Consider the following 17,279-nt stretch of genomic DNA (forward strand, 5'->3'; position numbering starts at 1 on the left):
TGGCCGCCCTTTTTCATGGGGTTAAGGCAGTTACTTGACGGTGACCTCGACGCGTTCGCCGGCCTTGACCGTAGCCGTACCTTCCTTTGAGTCGTTGTCGGAGGTGTCGGCGACAATCGCGTAGTCGCCAGCCGGCAGCGTGGTCTGGAACTTCGCGTCGTAGTTATAGCCGATCGACTTGCGGTTGCCGTTGATGTCCTTCTTCGTCTCGAAAATCTCGATCTTCGAGGCGCCGGGCGCGGTGATTGCCAGCACGCCGGCATTCATGGCCACTTTCACGTCCTGAGACTCACCGGCCTTCACCGTGAACGGCTGCTCGACCTCTGCCAACTCGACCGTCGCGATCAAAACATAGTCGTCCGGCGGCAGATCGAACTTGCTGTCGGGACCATAGGCATAGGTCACTTCTTCCCTGGTCCCGTCGATCTTCTTCTTCGCCTTGAACACCTTAAAGCCGATGCCCGAACCGTCAGCCTTGTCGCCGCCAGCGGTATAGTAGGCGTTGGCAACGATATGCCCGACGCCGACGATGATGTCCTTTTCGACCGTTTTGCCGGCAGCGAGCGGAATCGTTTCGGCCGCCACGCCCTGGCCGATCGTGACCGTCACTTTCTCGTCACCGGCCGGCAACACGATCTTGGTGGTGCCATAGTAGGTCGCGGGTGCATCGGCGCCCGGGTAGTCGATCACGACAGCCGCGCCGTCGACAACATCCGCCCCCGCGCTTGGTCGCGGATGAATGATGAGCGTGCCGGCATTCAACGTGAACACCGGCTTGTAGACCTGGCCTGCCTCGATCTTGAGCTTCTGTTCGGTCTTGGCCTCACCGTCGCGCGCAACGATAATGTAGTCGCCCGGCTCCAGATTTCCTTTGTAGGCGCCGTATTCGGTGGTGACGTTGTCGCCGCGCGTGCCGTCGGATTTCGCCTTGTAGATCTCCCAGGCATTTCCGTCGGTGACAGGATCGCCGCCTTCGGCAAGCACTGCGGTGGGCAGAAGATTGAATTCCGGCTTGGCAGGCTCGGGCGCCGGTGCTGGGGCCGGTGCCGGCGCTGGTTCGGGTGCAGGCGCCGGTGCTGCGACGGTCTCGACAAGCGCCTCCTGCAGCGCCTTCTCGTCGGAGGCCTGGATGTATTTGCCGCCGGTGTTGTCGGCGAGGCAGGCAATCTGCTTGCCCTCATCGGCGGTGAGGCCGAAGCCGACGACATCGGCGGTGAAGTCGACGCCGGATGCTTCAAGCTCCTTGCCAAGCGCGCAAGGGTCGCCACCGCATGTTTCGAGCCCGTCGGTGATGAGCACCACGGTCGCCTTGTCCTCGGTGTATTTCAACGCTTCGGCCGCCTGCTTGACGGCCGCCGTCAGCGGCGTCTTGCCGAGGAATTTCAGGCTGTCGGCGGCGGCCGAAATGGCGCTGGCAGAACCTGCCTGTGGCGGCACGATCAACTGAATGTCGTCGCAGCTGCCCTTTTCGCGATGGCCATAGGCCATGAAGCCGATCTCGTCCTCGGCGGGGACCGATTGAAGCACGGACCTCAGCGATTCACGGGCGATCTCGAGCTTGGGCTTGCCGTCGATCTGCGCCCACATCGAGCCGGAAGCATCGAGAATGATGATGACCTTGTTTGCGGCAAAGCCGAGTGTCGTCATCGACAAAAGAAGGATCGCCGCAGCGACGCCCCGTGCAAGTCCCGCCATCGATATCTCCTCAAATCCGCCCCTGATCCGGGCGGGAAAGCTATTTGACGCTGCGTCAGGACACAAGTCCGGGCGCGGCTGTGAGGGAGCCGAATGCCAAACTTTTCGGCGAAAGCGAAAATCCGCTCAGTAGGTCGTGCGGCGCTCTTCCGAGGGCGGCCTGCCGAATTGCAGCCGGTAGCTCTGGGCGAAGTAGGAATGCGAGGTGAAGCCGGTCGCGATCGCCACATCGAGGATCGGCATGTTGGTCTGGCGCAGCAATTCGCGCGCCCGCTCCAGCCGCAACCGCATGTAATAACGGCCGGGCGTGACGCTGAGATGGCGCAGGAACAGGCGCTCGACCTGGCGCACCGACAGGCCGGCGGATTTGGCCAGTTGCACGGCCGACAGCGGCTCGTCGAGGTGGTCGGCCATCAGTTCGACGATGCGCCTGAGCTTCTCCGACTTGCCGGTCAGGTCGCGTTCCGGCCCGACACGCTGGCGGTCTCCGGCCGAGCGGATGCGTTCATGCTGGAACTGGTTGGCGACGCCATTGGCGAGATTCGAACCGAAATCGCCGCGCACGATCTCCAGCATCAGGTCGATCGAGGTGGTGCCGCCGGCGCAGGTATAACGCTTGCGATCGATCTCGAAGACGTTGCCCGTGCAGTTGATGTCGGGGAACCGTTCGACGAAGCCTGCGCGATTTTCCCAATGGATAGTGCAGCGATAGCCTTCGAGCTGGCCGGCCTCAGCCAGCAGGTAGGAACCGACCGACAAGGCACCCAGTGCATTGCCGCGCCGGCCCCAGCTGCGCAGTGCCGCCAGCACCTTGCTCTTGCCAGGAAATTCCGTCGTCAGCCCGACCGAGACGAAGAGGATGTCGACAGGCGGCAGGTCGGCAACGGCGTAGTCGATCTTGAGCGGTAGGCCATTGGAGGCCATCACCGGATCGCCGTCGGCCGACACCGTGGTCCAGCCATAGAAGTCGCGGCCGAGCAACCGATTTGCCGACCGGAACGTGTCGATCGCCGCGGCCAGCGAGAACATGGAGAACTTGTCGACCAGCAGGAAAGCGAACTGCCGGCCGCCTTGAACGGGATCGGTTATGGCCGGCCGTTCCAAGGGAATAGTGGGGTTCGGCAAAGCTGCGGCTTTCTGGCGGGTCAGAAGGACGGCCGTTTCAATCCGGCCGCAAGGTAGGCAGAGGCTAACGTATTGGCCATCAGCATGGCAATGGTCATCGGCCCGACACCGCCGGGCACCGGCGTGATGGCGCCGGCGGCCTTGGCCGCTTCGGCATAGGCAACATCGCCAACGAGGCGCGACTTGCCCTCGCCCTTTTCCGGCGCCGGAATGCGGTTGATGCCGACATCGATGACGGTGGCGCCCGGCTTCACCCAATCGCCCCTGATCATCTCCGGCCGGCCGACGGCCGCGACAAGAATGTCTGCGGTGCGGGCCAGTGCCGGCAGATCCTTCGTGCGGCTGTGCGCGACGGTGACGGTGCAGTTGGCGGCAAGCAGGAGGTTGGCCATCGGCTTGCCGACGATGTTGGAGCGGCCGACGACGACGGCATTGAGGCCGGACAGGTCCTTGCCGCGCACACGCTCGATCAAAAGCATCGAGCCCGCCGGCGTGCAAGGCACGAAGGCGGTCTCGAGTTCACCGGTGCCGAGCTTGCCGACATTGATGAAATGGAAGCCGTCGACATCCTTTTCCGGCGCGATGGTCTGGATGATCTTGCCGGCGTCGATATGGGCCGGCAGCGGAAGCTGTACCAGGATGCCGTTGATGGCCGGATCGGCGTTGAGGTCGCCGATGATCTTCAGCAATGCCTGTTCGGAGGTTTCGGCCGGCAGCGTGTGCTGGACGGAATGAAAGCCGCATTCCTTGGCGGTGCGCGATTTGGAGGCGACATAGACCTGGCTGGCCGGATCCTCGCCGACGATGACCACGGCAAGACCGGGCTTGGCGTTGCCTTTGGCAACCAGCTCGGCCGTCAGGGCCTTGACCGTCCGCACCACATCTTCAGCCACGCTCTTACCATCAATCACTTCGGCCATGGACCATCCTCAACACCAAAATGCCCAAGCGCGTCGCTTCCGGAAGCGACGCGCTTTTTGATCTTTCACCGCGTGGCATTTTCACGAAAATTCCAACACGCAATCCCGCCAAAGCGCCTTCCCATGCCGTTTACGCGAAACCGGCATGTTTTTGTACGGCACAGCGAAGAATTTTGTGGCTCAGAAGTACCGGCGACGCGCGCGGCTCTCGGTGAGTTCGCGAACCGCTTCGCGGAATTCGCGCAGGCTGGCGCGGATTTCCTCGATTGGCGCCTGCTGCTCGACGTCCGCCTTGGGCTGCGGCGCCTCCACCGATCGCTGAGGCGCCTGCTGCGGCGGGATGGGCGGCTGCGGATAAGGCTCAGAAGCAGGCTGAGGCGGATAGGGCTGCTGCCCGGCATTGGGGGCGGGCATGGACTGCGGATGGGTATGGCCGGGCTGCTGCGTGTAGGCCAATGGCTGCGCGTAGGGATAGAGCTGCGGGCCCGAATATGGTCGCTGCGGCACTATGTGAGGCGGTAATGGCGGCTGCGCCATCTGCTGCGTATATGGGGCCTGGGCGCCCGGCTGGAAAGGCGACGGCGGGTAGGCTGCTGCAACCTGCTGCTGGGACGCAAAGGCCGGTGCCGACTGGAGATAGGCGGGGTACGCCGGATCTCGCGTTGGCTTCACGTTTTCATCAGAGACCCACTCAGTATCGAAAGGCTCTTCCGGGGACGGCTTGCGGGACACGGACTTGTGCAGCCTCGACAGCAAGGCACCGATCCGGCCGGAACCTTCGGCCGAGGCGACCTCAGCTTGCTGGACAGGTGGTGGTGCTGCCGGCGGTGGCGCAGGTGGTGGCGGTGCAGGCGGGGGTGTCGATGGCTGCAGTACTGGTGGTTGTGGCGGTGTCGGGGGTACTGCCCGATATGGCTTGTCCTCATAGGGCGCCCGGCGTTCATCCACGCTGCGGTCGCGGCGCGATCGCGAATTGGCTGTGTCACGCAGGCTCTCATAGGCGCCACGCATGGCGCCGAGGCCAATGCCCGAGGCAAAGCCCAGCAACAGGCCGGCAAGCGCTACGAAGACCCGCGACGGCCCGTTCGGCTCGAGTGGCGCGAAGGCTTTCGAAATCACATTGATGTTGGCGGTGTTGATGTCCTTCTGCTCGCCGGTCTCCTTGGCGCGCAGCAGATACTGTTCGTAGACGGAACGCTTGGCGGTGGCCTCGCGCTCCAGTTCGCGCATCGACACCAGATCGCTGTTGACGTCGCCGCTGCGGACCTTGAGCTGAGCCAGACGAGAAGCGAGATCCTGTTCGAGTTGCACGGCGCGCTTGAGGTCGACCTGCAGCGACGAGCCGATGCGGCGCAACTCAGCGGCGATGCGGTCGCGTGCGCCGGCAATCTGGGCATTGAGCGCCTGGAGTTCGGGGTGGCGCGGACCGAACCGGATGGCGGCGCGGTCGGCTTCCTGCTTGAGCGACGCATATTGCGAACGCAGATCGCTCATCGTGTTGGAGTTGATCTCCTCCGGCAAGGTGCCGGTGAGAACCGAGTTGACATCGACCGAGCGCGCCGAAGCCGCCCGAGCATTGAGTTCCAGGGTGCGGGCGCGGGCAACCGACAGCTGCTCGTTGAGCTTCAGCATCTCATCGTCGCTGATGAGGTGGCCCTGCGCGTCGACAAGGTCGTGCGTGGCTCTGAAATCCTCGACCTTGCGCTCGGCCGCCTCGACGCCCTTGCGCAACTCGTCCAGCCTGGCCGTGAGTTCGTCCGTGGCGCGGCCGGCGGTGTCCGATTGAATCTGGCCGAAGGTCTGCAGGAAGACATCCGTCATCGTGTTGGCGATGAGAGCCGATTTCTCACCATTCTGCGTTGTCGCGCTGACGGTGATGACGAAGGTCTTGCCGCCGCGCTCGACCGAAAGGCTCTCAGCCAGATTGCCGACAGCCAGCGCACGGCGGCGGGTGTCGTCGACACCGCCCGGTCCGTCATTGCGAGACAGGACGGAGCGGATGAGCGACATGACGCTGAGGCCGCCGCCTTGCCCATTGAATTCGGGGTCGTTGACCAGATTGAGCTTGTCGACGACCTTGTTGAGAACGGTGCCTGATGTCAGCACCCGGACCTGGTTCTCAACGATGGCTAGCGTGGCGTCGGAAGCGACGACCGACTGGGTGAGATCGCGGTCAGTCAGCTTCAGGTCGCGCGGATCGACGATCAGCTCGGTGGTGGCCTCGTATTTCTTCGGCGTCGACAGCGCGATCGCAATGCCGAGCGCGGCACCCAGCATCGTCGTCGTCACGATCAGCAGCTTCGACTTGCCGACACCGCGGACGACCTGCATTGGATCGATCAGCGGCTTCCATTGCTGGCTGTCGGCGCCGTCATTGTGGGACGTCGGCGCGGCGCTTGAACGGTAGCGTTCGGATGCGCCGGTTTCAGACTGTGTCCGTGGCGTGGTTTGCGGATGGCTCACCGACGAGGCTGGCTCGTAGCCGGCCTGATACCCGTCTGTTGCGACCGGATCCGACAGCTTCGGGTTCGTCCGCGTTTCGCGCCGTGAACGGGCGAGGCGATGGCGGGTGGCGGCATCCTCGCGCCATGACGGGTCTGCCCGATCCCCGATCGAGACCAGGGACGCGTCAGGTTCGTCGCCGCGCACAGCCTGGCCAAGCGCCAGCAACGAGCGCTCGCGCTTCCAGTCTTCGCGGTTTTCCCTGTCGACCATTGTCTGGAACTTTACCCTTGGCGACCTGCAAACGGCGATTGGCCATTCGTTAAGCCACGCTAAACAGGCATGGAAAACAAAAGGTTAATTTTCCCGCGCCGAGCCTGCGGTTTCCCTCTTCGGTTGCATCTATTTTCGACACAACCGTAGACCCCAGAACGGCACGTTAAGTTTTCCGGCCTAGGCTCTCCGTGAGACATGACGCAGGCCAGTGATATACCGCAAAGGCGGCCCCTCGCCCGGATCGGCATTTTTTTGGCCGAACGACGGGGGCTGCTTCGCGACTATTTCTCGGCGATCAGCGGCGCCGGTGGGCGACTGGTGTTTTCACTCGCCTACTTCATCGCACTGGCCAACACGCTGTCCATTTCCGAGTTCGGCATGTTCGCCACCGCATCGGCGGCCGGCGTCATGCTGTCGCGCATCCTCGCCTTCGGTTTCATATCGGCGCTCTACCGCACTGCCACCATCCGACCCAATCTGATCGGCACCTTCACCGCCGGCTTCCTGCTGCTCGGCGTGCTGTCGCTGCCGCTGCTGGCGGCGGCCTCGTTCGGCGTCTACCTGATTTTCTTCGCCGACACCGTGCCGCTGTCGGTGTTTGCTGCAATCGTCTTTGCCGAAGCGCTGCTATGGCGGCCGGTGGAGGTGGCGCTGATCGTCAACAACGGTCTGGGCAAGTTCGGCCGCGCCGCGCTGCTGGCCATCCTGGCGACGGCGCTGCGGGCGCTTGGCGCGGTGCTGTTCATGTTCTGGGCGCAACACAGCGTCTGGATATGGTCGTGGTTCTATATCGGCGCCAACGCCGCCTCGCTGCTGATTGCCTTCGGCTTCTTCTACCCGCGCCAGCGGCTGCGGCTGCGCATCGAGCTCTATCTCAGGCGATTGGCCGATTCCATCTATGTGGCCGGCGCCGAAGTGCTGTTCTACCTGCAGATGGAGTTCGACAAGCTACTGGTCCTGGCGATCGGCGGCCCGCATCTGGCCGGTATCTACGCCATCATCATGCGGCTGGTCGATCTGACGGCCATTCCGATCCGCACTTTCTCGATGATGCTGGTGCAACGCATGATGCGCGCGCCGGAACTGCTGTCGCGACTGGCGGTCAAGAGCGGCATCGAAGGCGGCGTGTTCGCGGTGTCGACGCTGGCGCTGCTGACGCTTGGCATCGTCCTGCACTTCTTCCCCAATGCGCTCGGCAAGAATGTCGCCGAGGCCGCCCCGCTGGTCGTGCTGGCGATCTGCGTGCCGGGACTGCGCAATCTGGTCGAATACCAGGCCGAGCTTTTGTTCGCACGCGGCCAGACGCTGGTGCGGGCGCTCAATCTCGGCCTGCTCGCCGGGCTGAAGGCGCTGTTGCTGACCTATGTGCTGACGACCATCCTCGACACGCCGAACCTGGTGCTGTCGCTCAACGTCGTCTTCCTGCTTTTGTATCTCGCCTCGACGCTGCTCACCTATTCGGCGATGCGCAAGCCGGCCAAACCCGTCTAATCCAACCCAATCAGACGGCGGATGCGGCCGATATCGGTGCCGATGAAGGATTGCATGCCTATCGCCACCTGCTCCGGCGCCATGGCGGCAACGAAGTGGCGGAACTCGTCGTCCGACAGCGCTTCGCCGGTCCAGTGGATACGGCAGAACTCCTCCGAGCCGTGGAAGTGGCCGGCGCCCTCCAGCAGATCGTCGACATAGCGGCCGTAGATCATGCATTCGGAGAATTTGCGCGCCGAGCCGACGACCTCGACCCAGTTGCGGCCATGGACTCTTTCGATCTCGCCGCACATCGCCAGTACGGTGTCGCGACGCCAGGCGATCAGCGTCGAAATATAGTCGTGGATCGATGTCCGGGACGGATCGATGCCGAGTGCCGACCCGGCGTTGCGCGACCAGATGCGATGCTCATCATGACCTTCGTCCGCCAGCACGCCGTCACGCCGGAACAGCCGCGCCTTGCCGTCGCGCCAGAAGGCGCCGCAGTCGAAAGGTTTCAGGAAGGCGACGTCGGAATCGCAGAAGATCAGCACGTCTTCGGATGCGTGCGCTGATATGGCGATGCGGCGCAGCTGTTGCACGTGCCAGCCGCGCAACGGCTGCGTCTTCAGGCTGAGCCAGACGCGCCGTCGAAACAGGCTGAGCGGGTCGTCGAAGGCATACAGCCAGCGTGGCAGCAGATCACGCTCGTCGACGACCGTGCGGCGGCCGGTCTCCAATTGGCGAAACAGCCTGACGTCGCGATGTTCGACCAGGATGTAGTGGTGCGCCGCGCCGGAAACGTGGCGATCAAGTGTCTCGCACAGCAGGCGGCAGCGCTCGAAATCGGGCGCGTAGCTTGCCGTCACGATTGCCACCGTCGGTGTCTGCCGAAGCGGGCCTGGTTCGACAGCGGCGCCTGGAACGAACCTGCTGTTCACTGGCTGTCCCTCGCTGTTTCGGGTGTACGCGAGAATCTCTGCCTGACGACGCGCAGCAGGAACAGGGGATTGCCGACCACATAGCGGCGCCACAGGCGGCTCGGTTCGACAGCCAACCGAAACAGCCATTCAAGCCGCAGCCGGCGCATCCACAAGGGTGCCCGCGGCACCGAGCCGCTCAGGAAGTCGAGCAGCGCGCCGACGGCGATCGGCAGCGTACAGTGGCGCGCGTCGATATGGCGTGCGATCCACAATTCCTGGCGCGGCACACCCATGGCGACGAGCAGCACGTCCGGCCGCAGCGCGGCGATCCGGTCGACGATTTCCGATTCCTGCGAAGCGGGGAAATAGCCGTCGTGGATCACCACGAACCGGTGCTGCACGGCCAGTGCTGCCAGCTTGACCGACGCCGCTTCGGCGTTGACGCGCGTCGCGCCGAGCAGCCCAACCGTCAGCGGCGTCGTCGAGGCTTGCAGGAAGGCGGGGACGAAATCAGTGCCGTTGAGATTGTCCGGAAACGGCGCGCCGTAAAGAAGTCTCGCCGCCAGATCGACGCCGATGCCGTCGGGCAGGATGAGGAAATCATCCAGCGCCTCGGCGAAGACCGGATCGGTACAGGCGATGTTGGCGTTGTGGGCGTTGAGGAAACTGACCTTGGTGAAGCGCCGCTCGGCGATCAGCCGGTTCAGCAGGACGATGGCATCGTTCCAGCGGATCGCAACCACCGGGATGCCAAGGATCGTCTTGAGCTTGTCGAGCCCGAAGGCGGCGCGGGCGGAATGCATGTTCATGCAAACGCCTCCTGCCTGACAGGCCCGAGCTTTTCGAGGCCGAGACGGATGGCGGCGTCGAGCGCCTTGACCTGCGAACGCCGGAACGCGCTGCCGTCGACGTCGCGGATGTCGGCAGCCGCGGCTTCGAGAGCCTTGGCGAAGGCAGCGGGGTCGTCGGTGACGACACAATTGGCCGGGCGATGGTCAATGCCGCGCAGCGACCGGCTGGTGGCGACGGACGGCAGGCCGAGCTCGAAGGTTTCGATGGTCTTCAACTGGACGCCGCTGCCGGCGGTGCTGATCAACGGGATGACGGCAGCGCTGCTTACGAACGCCTGCGCGTCGGGCACGCGGCCGACAAATTCGACACCGGGATGCTTCGACGTAACGCCGGCAGGCATGCTGCCGGCGACGCGGATGCGGAAATCGGAGCGTAAATGCGGTACGACCTTGCCCAGGAACCAGTCGAGACCGATGCGGTTCGGCTGCCAGGTCCAGGTGCCGATCAGGGCGGCGTCGCAGTCGATGCGGCGCGGGCCTTTCCGGGTTGGCGCCGCGGCGCCGGTCACCAAAGGCAGCACCGCCGAGCGGTCGTCCGAGGCGACACCGAGTGCGGCGCGGTCTTCCTCGGCCAGCGTGAAGACGAAGCGCGCCCGTCGACAGAGACGTTCTTCTACGGTCTTGAGCAACCTCGCCTCGCGGCGGAACAACAGGCGCTGGAAGAGGCTTCCGGCCGCAGCGGCATTCTCCTGCGCCGAAAGATGCTCGACATTGTGGGCAACGAAGATCGAAGGCCGGTCAGCGAACAGCTTTTCAAAGGCACCGGCGAACTGCACGGAATTCAACACGTAGCCGTCAAACGGGCCGGTGCGCTCGACAGCAGCAAGTACATCGCCTTCGGACACCGCGCGCAACTTGACCGACGCAAATGTGAGGCCCGAAAGCAGCGCCTTGCCGACCCAGGCCAGCTTTTGCCGTGCAGAGGCATTGTCCGTGCGCACGTCGATCGCACCCAGCACCACGGTGTTTTCGGGATCGGCCGCGGGTCTCCCCGGCCAGGTGAAGCCGATGACGGTGACGCGCGCGCCAGCGCGCCGCAAGGCAGCGATGATCGCAGCGTTGGCGATCTCGTAGCCCGAGGCGAGAGCGCCGTCGGGCACGATCGATGTGGCGAACAGCAGATGCATCTCACCTATCCAGTGGTGTAGCCGGTAGCAAAGTGCGGTGAACCCTTGATTAAGCGAGCACATTCGACGACCGAAAGCCCCTGCCTGGCGGGCTTCTCCGTGCAAGGTGATTAACGAAACCTTATCACCGGGGTGCTACCAGAACCCAACTCACCATGTGGCTGGACACGGATGATCCCTTTGCCATCGGACGGTTCGGTATCGATCGCTGGACGCTCGCCGCGGCTTGACCTCGAGGCCGTCGAAGCGGTCGTCACCTTGCCGACCTTCAAGCGGCCCGAGCAGGTGCTGGAAACGCTGGCGTCGTTACGTGCGCAGCAAACCGGCAGGCGCTTTGCCGTCATCGTCATGGAAAACGAAGCCGAAGCGCGGGCTGGCGCCAAGGCGGCAGTGCCGCTGTTCGAGCGCGGCGAGATGTCAGGTCTGGTCATCATTGCGCAGGAGCGCGGCAATTGCAGCGCCTACAATGCCGGCTGGCAGACAGCGATCCTGCAATTCCCGAACTTCAGGCATCTGCTGGTCATCGACGACGACGAGATCGCCGATCCGCGGTGGCTGGAACGGATGTGCACGGCAGCCGAGACGCTCGGCGCCGATATTGTCGGCGGCCCGCAGGTGCCCGTGTTTGCCGATCCCGCACATGCGCGATGGGCCGAGCATCCGGTGTTCGCGCCTCCCTACCGGGAAACAGGGCGCGTGCCTGCGCTTTATTCGTCCGGCAATCTTCTGGTCGGGCGCAACGTGCTGATCGCCATGGGTCCGCCCTTTCTCGATCTGAAGTTCAACTTCATGGGCGGCGGCGATTCCGATTTCCTGAGCAGGGCGGCGCAGCGCGGTTTCGTGCTTGGCTGGTGCGCTGAAGCGCAAGTGCAAGAAACCGTTCCGGCCCGGCGTGTCGAGGCCGACTGGATCCGTGCCCGCAGCCTGCGCAACGGCGTCATCTCGACACTGGTCGAAAAGAAGAAGCGCGCCGGCACGCCATTGGCCGGCGTCAAGGTGTTGCTGAAGAGCCTGGTGCTGCTTGCCGCCTCGCCGTTTCGCGGCCTGATGCGGCTGGCGCGAACCGGATCGCCGGCGATCGCCATCTACCCCGTTCATGTGGCGCTAGGCCGCGTGCTGGCCGAATTCGGATATGCCAATGAGCAATACCGCCAGCCTGAGAAAAACTGAGCGCGCGCCGCTCAGCGCCGCGTTCACGCGCGAAGGCGTGGCCACTGCCATTGCCGCGCTGCTGTTCACCGTCATCATGGTGTCCTTCCGGCCGTTCCAGCCGGCCGGCGCCGAGCTCACCGGTCAAGGCGGCGACATCGTCAACCAGCTTGGCTTCAGTTCGCTCGGCGCCATGTCGATCTTCTCGCTGATGGCTTTTGCCGATCCGCGCGTAGTGCGCTCGCTGCTCAGCCCATCCTGGATGCTGATGCTGGGCTTCTTTTTCCTGTCGGTGGTGCTGGCAACCGACCCGCCCTCGGCCATGCGTGCCGCCTCCTTCACGCTGATCGGCATCCTGACGATGGCGACGATCCTGGTGCTGCCGCGCGACGCCGAGGCCTTCTCAAAAGTCATCATCTTCACCGCCGTCGCGGTCATGGGCCTTTCCTATCTCGGCCTCATCGTCTTTCCGCACGAAGCGATGCACACCGCCGACTCACAGGAGCCCGAACATGCCGGCCTGTGGCGCGGCGTGTTCACCCACAAGAACATCGCCGGCCCGATCATGGCCTGCCTCAGCTTCGCAGGTCTTTATCTCTACCGGCGCGGGCAGCGCTACTGGGGCGCCGGGATCTTCCTCGCGGCGATGATCTTCATGCTGCACACCGGCTCCAAGACAACAGCTGGCCTGGTGCCGTTCTCGATCCTGATCGTGATGTTCCCGAGCCTGATAGGCATGCGGCTCGGCACGCCGATCCTGTTTGCGCTAGCGATCATCGCCACGGCGGTCGGCACGCTGGGCATCGTCTTCCTGCCGCCGGTGAAACATCTGGCGGCAATCTATTTTCCCGACATGACCTACACCGGCCGCACGACGCTGTGGGAGTTTGCCGGCAGCATGCTGGCGAAGAAGCCATGGACCGGCTACGGCTATGAGAGCTTCTGGGGAACGCCGCTGCTGCTCAATCAGGACCAGCCCTTCGACCGGCCCTGGGACATCAGAACCATCGTGCACGGCCATGACGGCTATCTCGACATCGCCGTGCTGATGGGCATTCCGGCACTTTGCGTGGCGGTCTACACCTTCCTCATCGCGCCGCTGCGCGACTACATGCGCATTCCGCTGCGCAGGGAAAACATCTTTCTCGGCGACTTCTTCATGATGGTGGTGCTGTTCACGGCGCTCAACGCTTTCCTCGAAAGCTTCTTCTTCCATCGCGGCGACCCGGTCTGGCTGTTCTTCGTGCTCGGCGTGCTTGGCCTCAGGCAAGTCTCGCTGCGACCGATGGCGGTGCGTGATCCCGATCACGATGCGCAATCTTCCCGTCCGTCCTGACAGGGCTTCCCCAGCGAAGCGCTAGCGTCTATGTGATGGCCTTCCTTCGGAGGGCTTTCGATGACGATCAGGCTTGTTCTCGCCGGCTGCGGCAATATGGGTTACGCCATGCTCTCAGGCTGGCTGAAATCCGGCAAGCTCGCGCCGTCGGCGGTTTTCGTGGTCGAGCCCAATGCCGATCTGCGCAATCGCGCGGCAACGCTGGGCTGTGCGACATCAACCGATGCCAGTAGCATTCCGGCCGATGCCGTGCCCGATCTCGTCGTCATCGCGGTGAAGCCGCAGGTGATCCGCGACGTCACCGCCGCCTACAAGCGCTTCGCAGATGGCCGCACCACCTTCGTCAGCATCGCCGCCGGCACGCCTGCCGCTACCTTCGAGGAAATCCTGGGCAGCCGCACACCGATCGTGCGCTGCATGCCCAACACGCCGGCAGCAATCGGCAAAGGCATGATGGTGGTGTTCTCCAATAGGCTGGTTTCCGAAGACACCAAGCGTTTCGTCGCCGACCTGCTGTCGGCGAGCGGCGAGGTGACCACCATCGATGACGAGGGCCTGATGGATGCGGTGACCGCCGTGTCGGGGTCGGGGCCAGCCTATATCTTTCATTTCATCGAGGCGCTGACCGTGGCAGCCGAGAGGGCTGGGCTGCCGACGGCAACCGCCAAGCTGCTCGCCATGCAGACCGTCTACGGCGCTGCCTCGCTCGCCGCCGAAAGCGGCGAGGAGCCGGGCGTGCTACGCCAGCAAGTGACCAGTCCCAAGGGGACGACGGCGGCGGCGCTGGAGGTGCTGATGGGCGAGGACCGGCTGACCAATCTGCTGACCCGGGCAGTCGAGGCGGCGCGGTTGCGGTCTGTCGAGCTGGGGAAGTAAATCCTCAGCTTGCCCCGTAAAGCATCTCATCCTGGAGTCGGCGCAAGGCGAACAGCCTCGTCGTCTGATCGGGTGACGCATTGTCGGCGGTCAGCAATTCGCCTTTCCTGACCGATTTCAGCACCTTGCCGCCCTCGAGCAGGCCGACCGGCACGGCGCGCCGGGCACGGGCTTCGCCGACAGTCATGGTCCAGGAACGATAGCAGGTCTCGCCGATCGCATCGAAGGTCTCGCCGGCGGCAAGGTCGCGCTTGGCGACGGCGCACACCTCGGCCACCGGCCTTGGCAGCGGCACCATGTCAGGCTTGCCGAAAAGCATGATGCGGGCGGCGGTCAGCGGCACTTCCAGCGAGGTCAGATGATAGGGCCTGAACAGGCTGTAGTAAGGACCGTGGCCGATATGCAGATCGTCCATGCGCTCGATGATGCGCGGATGCGTCGCCTCGACGATGACGAAGACGCCGGGCGCGACGCCTTTGCCGACCGTGTAGTCGACGACGCCTTTCTTCAGCAACAGACCGCCATCCTCACGCGGAATGAGCACCTTGGCGAGATCGTCGCGGTCGGCCTTGGGGCCGTGCATGCCGGGCACATCGGGCACGAGCCCGGTGGCGTTGGCGATAGCGCACATCTCGACCATGGTCTTGGAGCCATCCACGAACTCGACCAGCATGCGCGGGTTCATGTTGCGGCGGATCGCTTCCTCGCGATAGTCATCGGGCACGGCATCGTGGTTGAGCGGGTTGTTCTTGCCCTTGCCGGCTGAGACGATGGTTAGCCCGAGCGCCGACGCGAACTCGATCAGCTCCATGCAGCTCGACGGCTCGTCGCCAGCACCCACCGAATAAACGACGCCAAGCCGGTCAGCCTGCTGTTTGAGGTAGCAGCCGATGGTGACGTCGGCCTCGACGTTCATCATCACCAGATGCTTGCCGTGCTCCATCGCCGACAGGCAGAAATCGGCGGCGACACCCGGCTTGCCGGTGGCGTCGATGACGACGTCGATCAACGGATTGGTGACCAGCATCTCGTTGGAGGTGATGGCGATCTTGCCACTCTCTATGGCGCCGGTAACTTTCGACGCGGTGTCGGCTTCGACCGCCATGGCTTCATCGCCATAGGCGATGCGGATGGCATCGCGCGCGGTGTGCGGGCGGCGTGTCGAGACGGCGCAGACCGAAATGCCCGGCATCAGCATGCCTTGCGTGACCAGATCGGTGCCCATCTCGCCCGAGCCAATGACGCCGATGCGCACAGGGCGGCCCTCGGCGGCACGCCTGGCGAGATCGCGGGCAAGGCCGGTCAGGGCGACATTGGTCATGCAGGAATGTCCACAGCTTCGTGATTATGGTCGGATAGCAGGGAACCGGCTCCATTTGCCAACGAAACCGTTGGCGACCGGCATTTTCCAGCGAAATCGCCCGAACAAGGGACATTCGTCCCGGGCGATTGGCACAAAGGGTTGCCAATTGACATTGTCGTGAACAGCCACAATAAAACATTCGTTCGCCAACAAAGGCAAATGTTCATCGACAGATCAGAGAGCATGCGCCTCGCGGCGGACTGGGGAGTGTCTTTGCGCCAGGGTGGCGTCAAAGGCTGGATGGAGCATCATTGCGAGGCGTCGAGCGAAGGCTCGGGGGCTCCAGGGGAGGAATAATGGATACTGTTCTCGCGGGCCTCAAAGGGGCCATCGACACGCTCGGCCCAACGATCCTGCTACCGATCGTCATTTTTATCATCGCCGTGGTTCTGGGCGCCAAGATCAGCAAGGCTTTTCGCGCCGCCGTCACCATCGGCGTCGCCTTCATCGGCATCAATCTCGTGCTTGGCCTCATGTTCACGTCGATCGGAGACGTTGCCAAGGCCATCGTCACCAACACCGGCATCCATCGCGACATCATCGATGTGGGCTGGCCTTCGGCCGCGGCGATCGCCTTCGGCTCATCGGTCGGCCTGTGGGTCATTCCGGTCGGCATCCTCGTCAACATCGTGCTGCTGCTGACACGCATGACGCGCACGCTCAATGTCGACGTCTGGAATTTCTGGCATTTCGCCTTTGTCGGCTCACTGGTCGTCGCCGCGACAGACAATCTGGCCTATGGCATCGCGGTCGCAGCACTTGTCGCCGCGCTGTCGCTGCTCTTCGCCGACTGGTCGGCACGCGCGGTGCAGCAATTCTACGGCGTGCCCGGCATTTCCGTGCCGCACCTTGCCTCCGCGCAGATCCTGCCGATCGCCATTGTGCTCAACTGGATCATGGACCGCATTCCCGGCATCAACCGCATCAACATCAACACCGATACGATCGAGCGCAGGTTCGGCGTGTTCGGAGAACCTGTCGTGATGGGCCTGATCATCGGCCTCGTGCTCGGCGCGATCGCCTTCTACAATGCGGGTGATCTCAGCGTGGTGCTGGCAAAGGTTCTGGGCACCGGCATGACGTTGGCGGCGGTCATGCTGCTGCTGCCGCGCATGGTCAAGATACTGATGGAGGGCCTGCTCCCGGTTTCCGACGCAGCCCAGGCGTTCGTACGCAAGCGCACCGGCGACCGCGAGCTGCTTGTTGGCCTCGATTCGGCGATCCTGATCGGCCATCCGGCCGCGATCTCGTCGTCGCTGATCCTGGTGCCGATCGCGATCATCCTGTCCATCATCCTGCCAGGCAACCGCGTCATCCTGTTCGCCGACCTGGCGGTCATTCCCTTCATCGTCGCCATGACCGCGCCTCTGGTCAAAGGCAATGTGTTCCGCATGGTGGTGATCGGCACGGTGACGCTGGCCATCGGCTTCTACGTCGCCAACGCGCTGGCGCCGCTGTTCACCAGTGCTGCCGTCGCATCAGGCTTCAAGCTGCCGGCGGATGCGCTGCAGATCACCTCGGTGGTCGACGGCTTCCTGTGGGTGCCTTACGTGATCATCGAGGCGATCCAGGGAATGGGGCTTGTCGGCATCATCGTGATCGCGGTGGTCATCGCGGCATTGTTTGTCCTCTACCGCCGCAATCCGCTCGGCTGGGAACGGGCCGCGGGCGCCGAGGACGAGCCGGCCGAAGAGACGGTCTGAACCTGATAGCGCCTTGCGTTTGA

General features: G+C 63.8%; 13 protein-coding genes. 5 read left to right on the forward strand and 8 right to left on the reverse strand.

The features are described 5' to 3' along the window. Positions 1-30: 30 nt before the first annotated feature. From C8D77_RS27870 to C8D77_RS27885, 4 genes are all read right to left on the reverse strand, one after another. Positions 31-1,695, reverse strand: coding sequence for a vWA domain-containing protein (locus C8D77_RS27870; RefSeq protein ID WP_109670263.1), 1,665 nt, complete (start codon positions 1,693-1,695; stop codon positions 31-33). A gap of 126 nt (positions 1,696-1,821) precedes the next feature. Then, entirely contained in the window at positions 1,822-2,820 is a 999-nt protein-coding gene (locus tag C8D77_RS27875; RefSeq protein WP_164548583.1) for a GlxA family transcriptional regulator, read from the reverse strand. Positions 2,821-2,840: 20 nt separating this feature from the next. Further along, positions 2,841-3,740: a bifunctional methylenetetrahydrofolate dehydrogenase/methenyltetrahydrofolate cyclohydrolase FolD gene (folD, locus tag C8D77_RS27880; protein ID WP_109670266.1), complete on the reverse strand. Its 900-nt coding sequence runs from the start codon at positions 3,738-3,740 to the stop codon at positions 2,841-2,843. A 180-nt stretch (positions 3,741-3,920) separates the two neighbouring features. Then, positions 3,921-6,455: a Wzz/FepE/Etk N-terminal domain-containing protein gene (locus tag C8D77_RS27885; RefSeq protein WP_109670268.1), complete on the reverse strand. Its 2,535-nt coding sequence runs from the start codon at positions 6,453-6,455 to the stop codon at positions 3,921-3,923. A 198-nt stretch (positions 6,456-6,653) separates the two neighbouring features. Here C8D77_RS27885 and C8D77_RS27890 point away from each other — a divergent pair, with 198 nt between their 5' ends. Beyond that, positions 6,654-7,949: a lipopolysaccharide biosynthesis protein gene (locus tag C8D77_RS27890; RefSeq protein ID WP_109670271.1), complete on the forward strand. Its 1,296-nt coding sequence runs from the start codon at positions 6,654-6,656 to the stop codon at positions 7,947-7,949. Here the strand turns inward: C8D77_RS27890 and C8D77_RS27895 are convergent. The 3 genes from C8D77_RS27895 to C8D77_RS27905 are packed head-to-tail and all read right to left on the reverse strand — an operon-like array spanning position 7,946 to position 10,829. Continuing rightward, on the reverse strand, positions 7,946-8,869 hold the full coding sequence (locus tag C8D77_RS27895) for a DUF6492 family protein (RefSeq protein ID WP_109670273.1): 924 nt from the start codon (positions 8,867-8,869) through the stop codon (positions 7,946-7,948). The genes C8D77_RS27890 and C8D77_RS27895 overlap by 4 nt on opposite strands. Continuing rightward, complete coding sequence (locus tag C8D77_RS27900; protein WP_109670275.1) at positions 8,866-9,660, reverse strand: WecB/TagA/CpsF family glycosyltransferase; 795 nt, start codon at positions 9,658-9,660, stop codon at positions 8,866-8,868. The genes C8D77_RS27895 and C8D77_RS27900 overlap by 4 nt, the downstream gene beginning before the upstream one ends. Beyond that, complete coding sequence (locus C8D77_RS27905; protein ID WP_109670278.1) at positions 9,657-10,829, reverse strand: glycosyltransferase; 1,173 nt, start codon at positions 10,827-10,829, stop codon at positions 9,657-9,659. The genes C8D77_RS27900 and C8D77_RS27905 overlap by 4 nt, the downstream gene beginning before the upstream one ends. A 171-nt stretch (positions 10,830-11,000) precedes the next feature. Here C8D77_RS27905 and C8D77_RS27910 point away from each other — a divergent pair, with 171 nt between their 5' ends. The 3 genes from C8D77_RS27910 to proC are packed head-to-tail and all read left to right on the forward strand — an operon-like array spanning position 11,001 to position 14,190. Next, the gene (locus tag C8D77_RS27910; RefSeq protein WP_109670280.1) at positions 11,001-11,999 is read left to right on the forward strand and encodes a glycosyltransferase family 2 protein; all 999 of its coding nucleotides are present in this window, start codon (positions 11,001-11,003) and stop codon (positions 11,997-11,999) included. Next, a complete protein-coding gene (locus C8D77_RS27915) occupies positions 11,968-13,314 on the forward strand; it encodes an O-antigen ligase family protein (protein WP_109670282.1) in 1,347 nt (448 codons plus the stop codon). The genes C8D77_RS27910 and C8D77_RS27915 overlap by 32 nt, the downstream gene beginning before the upstream one ends. 60 nt (positions 13,315-13,374) lie before the next feature. After that, the gene (gene proC, locus C8D77_RS27920) at positions 13,375-14,190 is read left to right on the forward strand and encodes a pyrroline-5-carboxylate reductase (RefSeq protein ID WP_109670284.1); all 816 of its coding nucleotides are present in this window, start codon (positions 13,375-13,377) and stop codon (positions 14,188-14,190) included. 4 nt (positions 14,191-14,194) lie between these two features. Here proC and C8D77_RS27925 read toward each other — a convergent pair whose 3' ends face one another. After that, positions 14,195-15,511, reverse strand: a complete 1,317-nt coding sequence (locus C8D77_RS27925) for an NAD(P)H-dependent oxidoreductase (RefSeq protein WP_109670287.1) — start codon at positions 15,509-15,511, stop codon at positions 14,195-14,197. A gap of 338 nt (positions 15,512-15,849) precedes the next feature. Between C8D77_RS27925 and C8D77_RS27935 the strand changes: the two genes are divergently transcribed. After that, positions 15,850-17,256 (forward strand): PTS galactitol transporter subunit IIC, encoded by a 1,407-nt coding sequence (locus C8D77_RS27935; protein ID WP_109670291.1) that lies wholly within the window; start codon positions 15,850-15,852, stop codon positions 17,254-17,256. The last annotated feature ends 23 nt before the right edge of the window (positions 17,257-17,279 follow it).

This window comes from Mesorhizobium loti (assembly GCF_003148495.1).
GTDB classification, from domain to species: Bacteria; Pseudomonadota; Alphaproteobacteria; order Rhizobiales; family Rhizobiaceae; genus Mesorhizobium; species Mesorhizobium loti.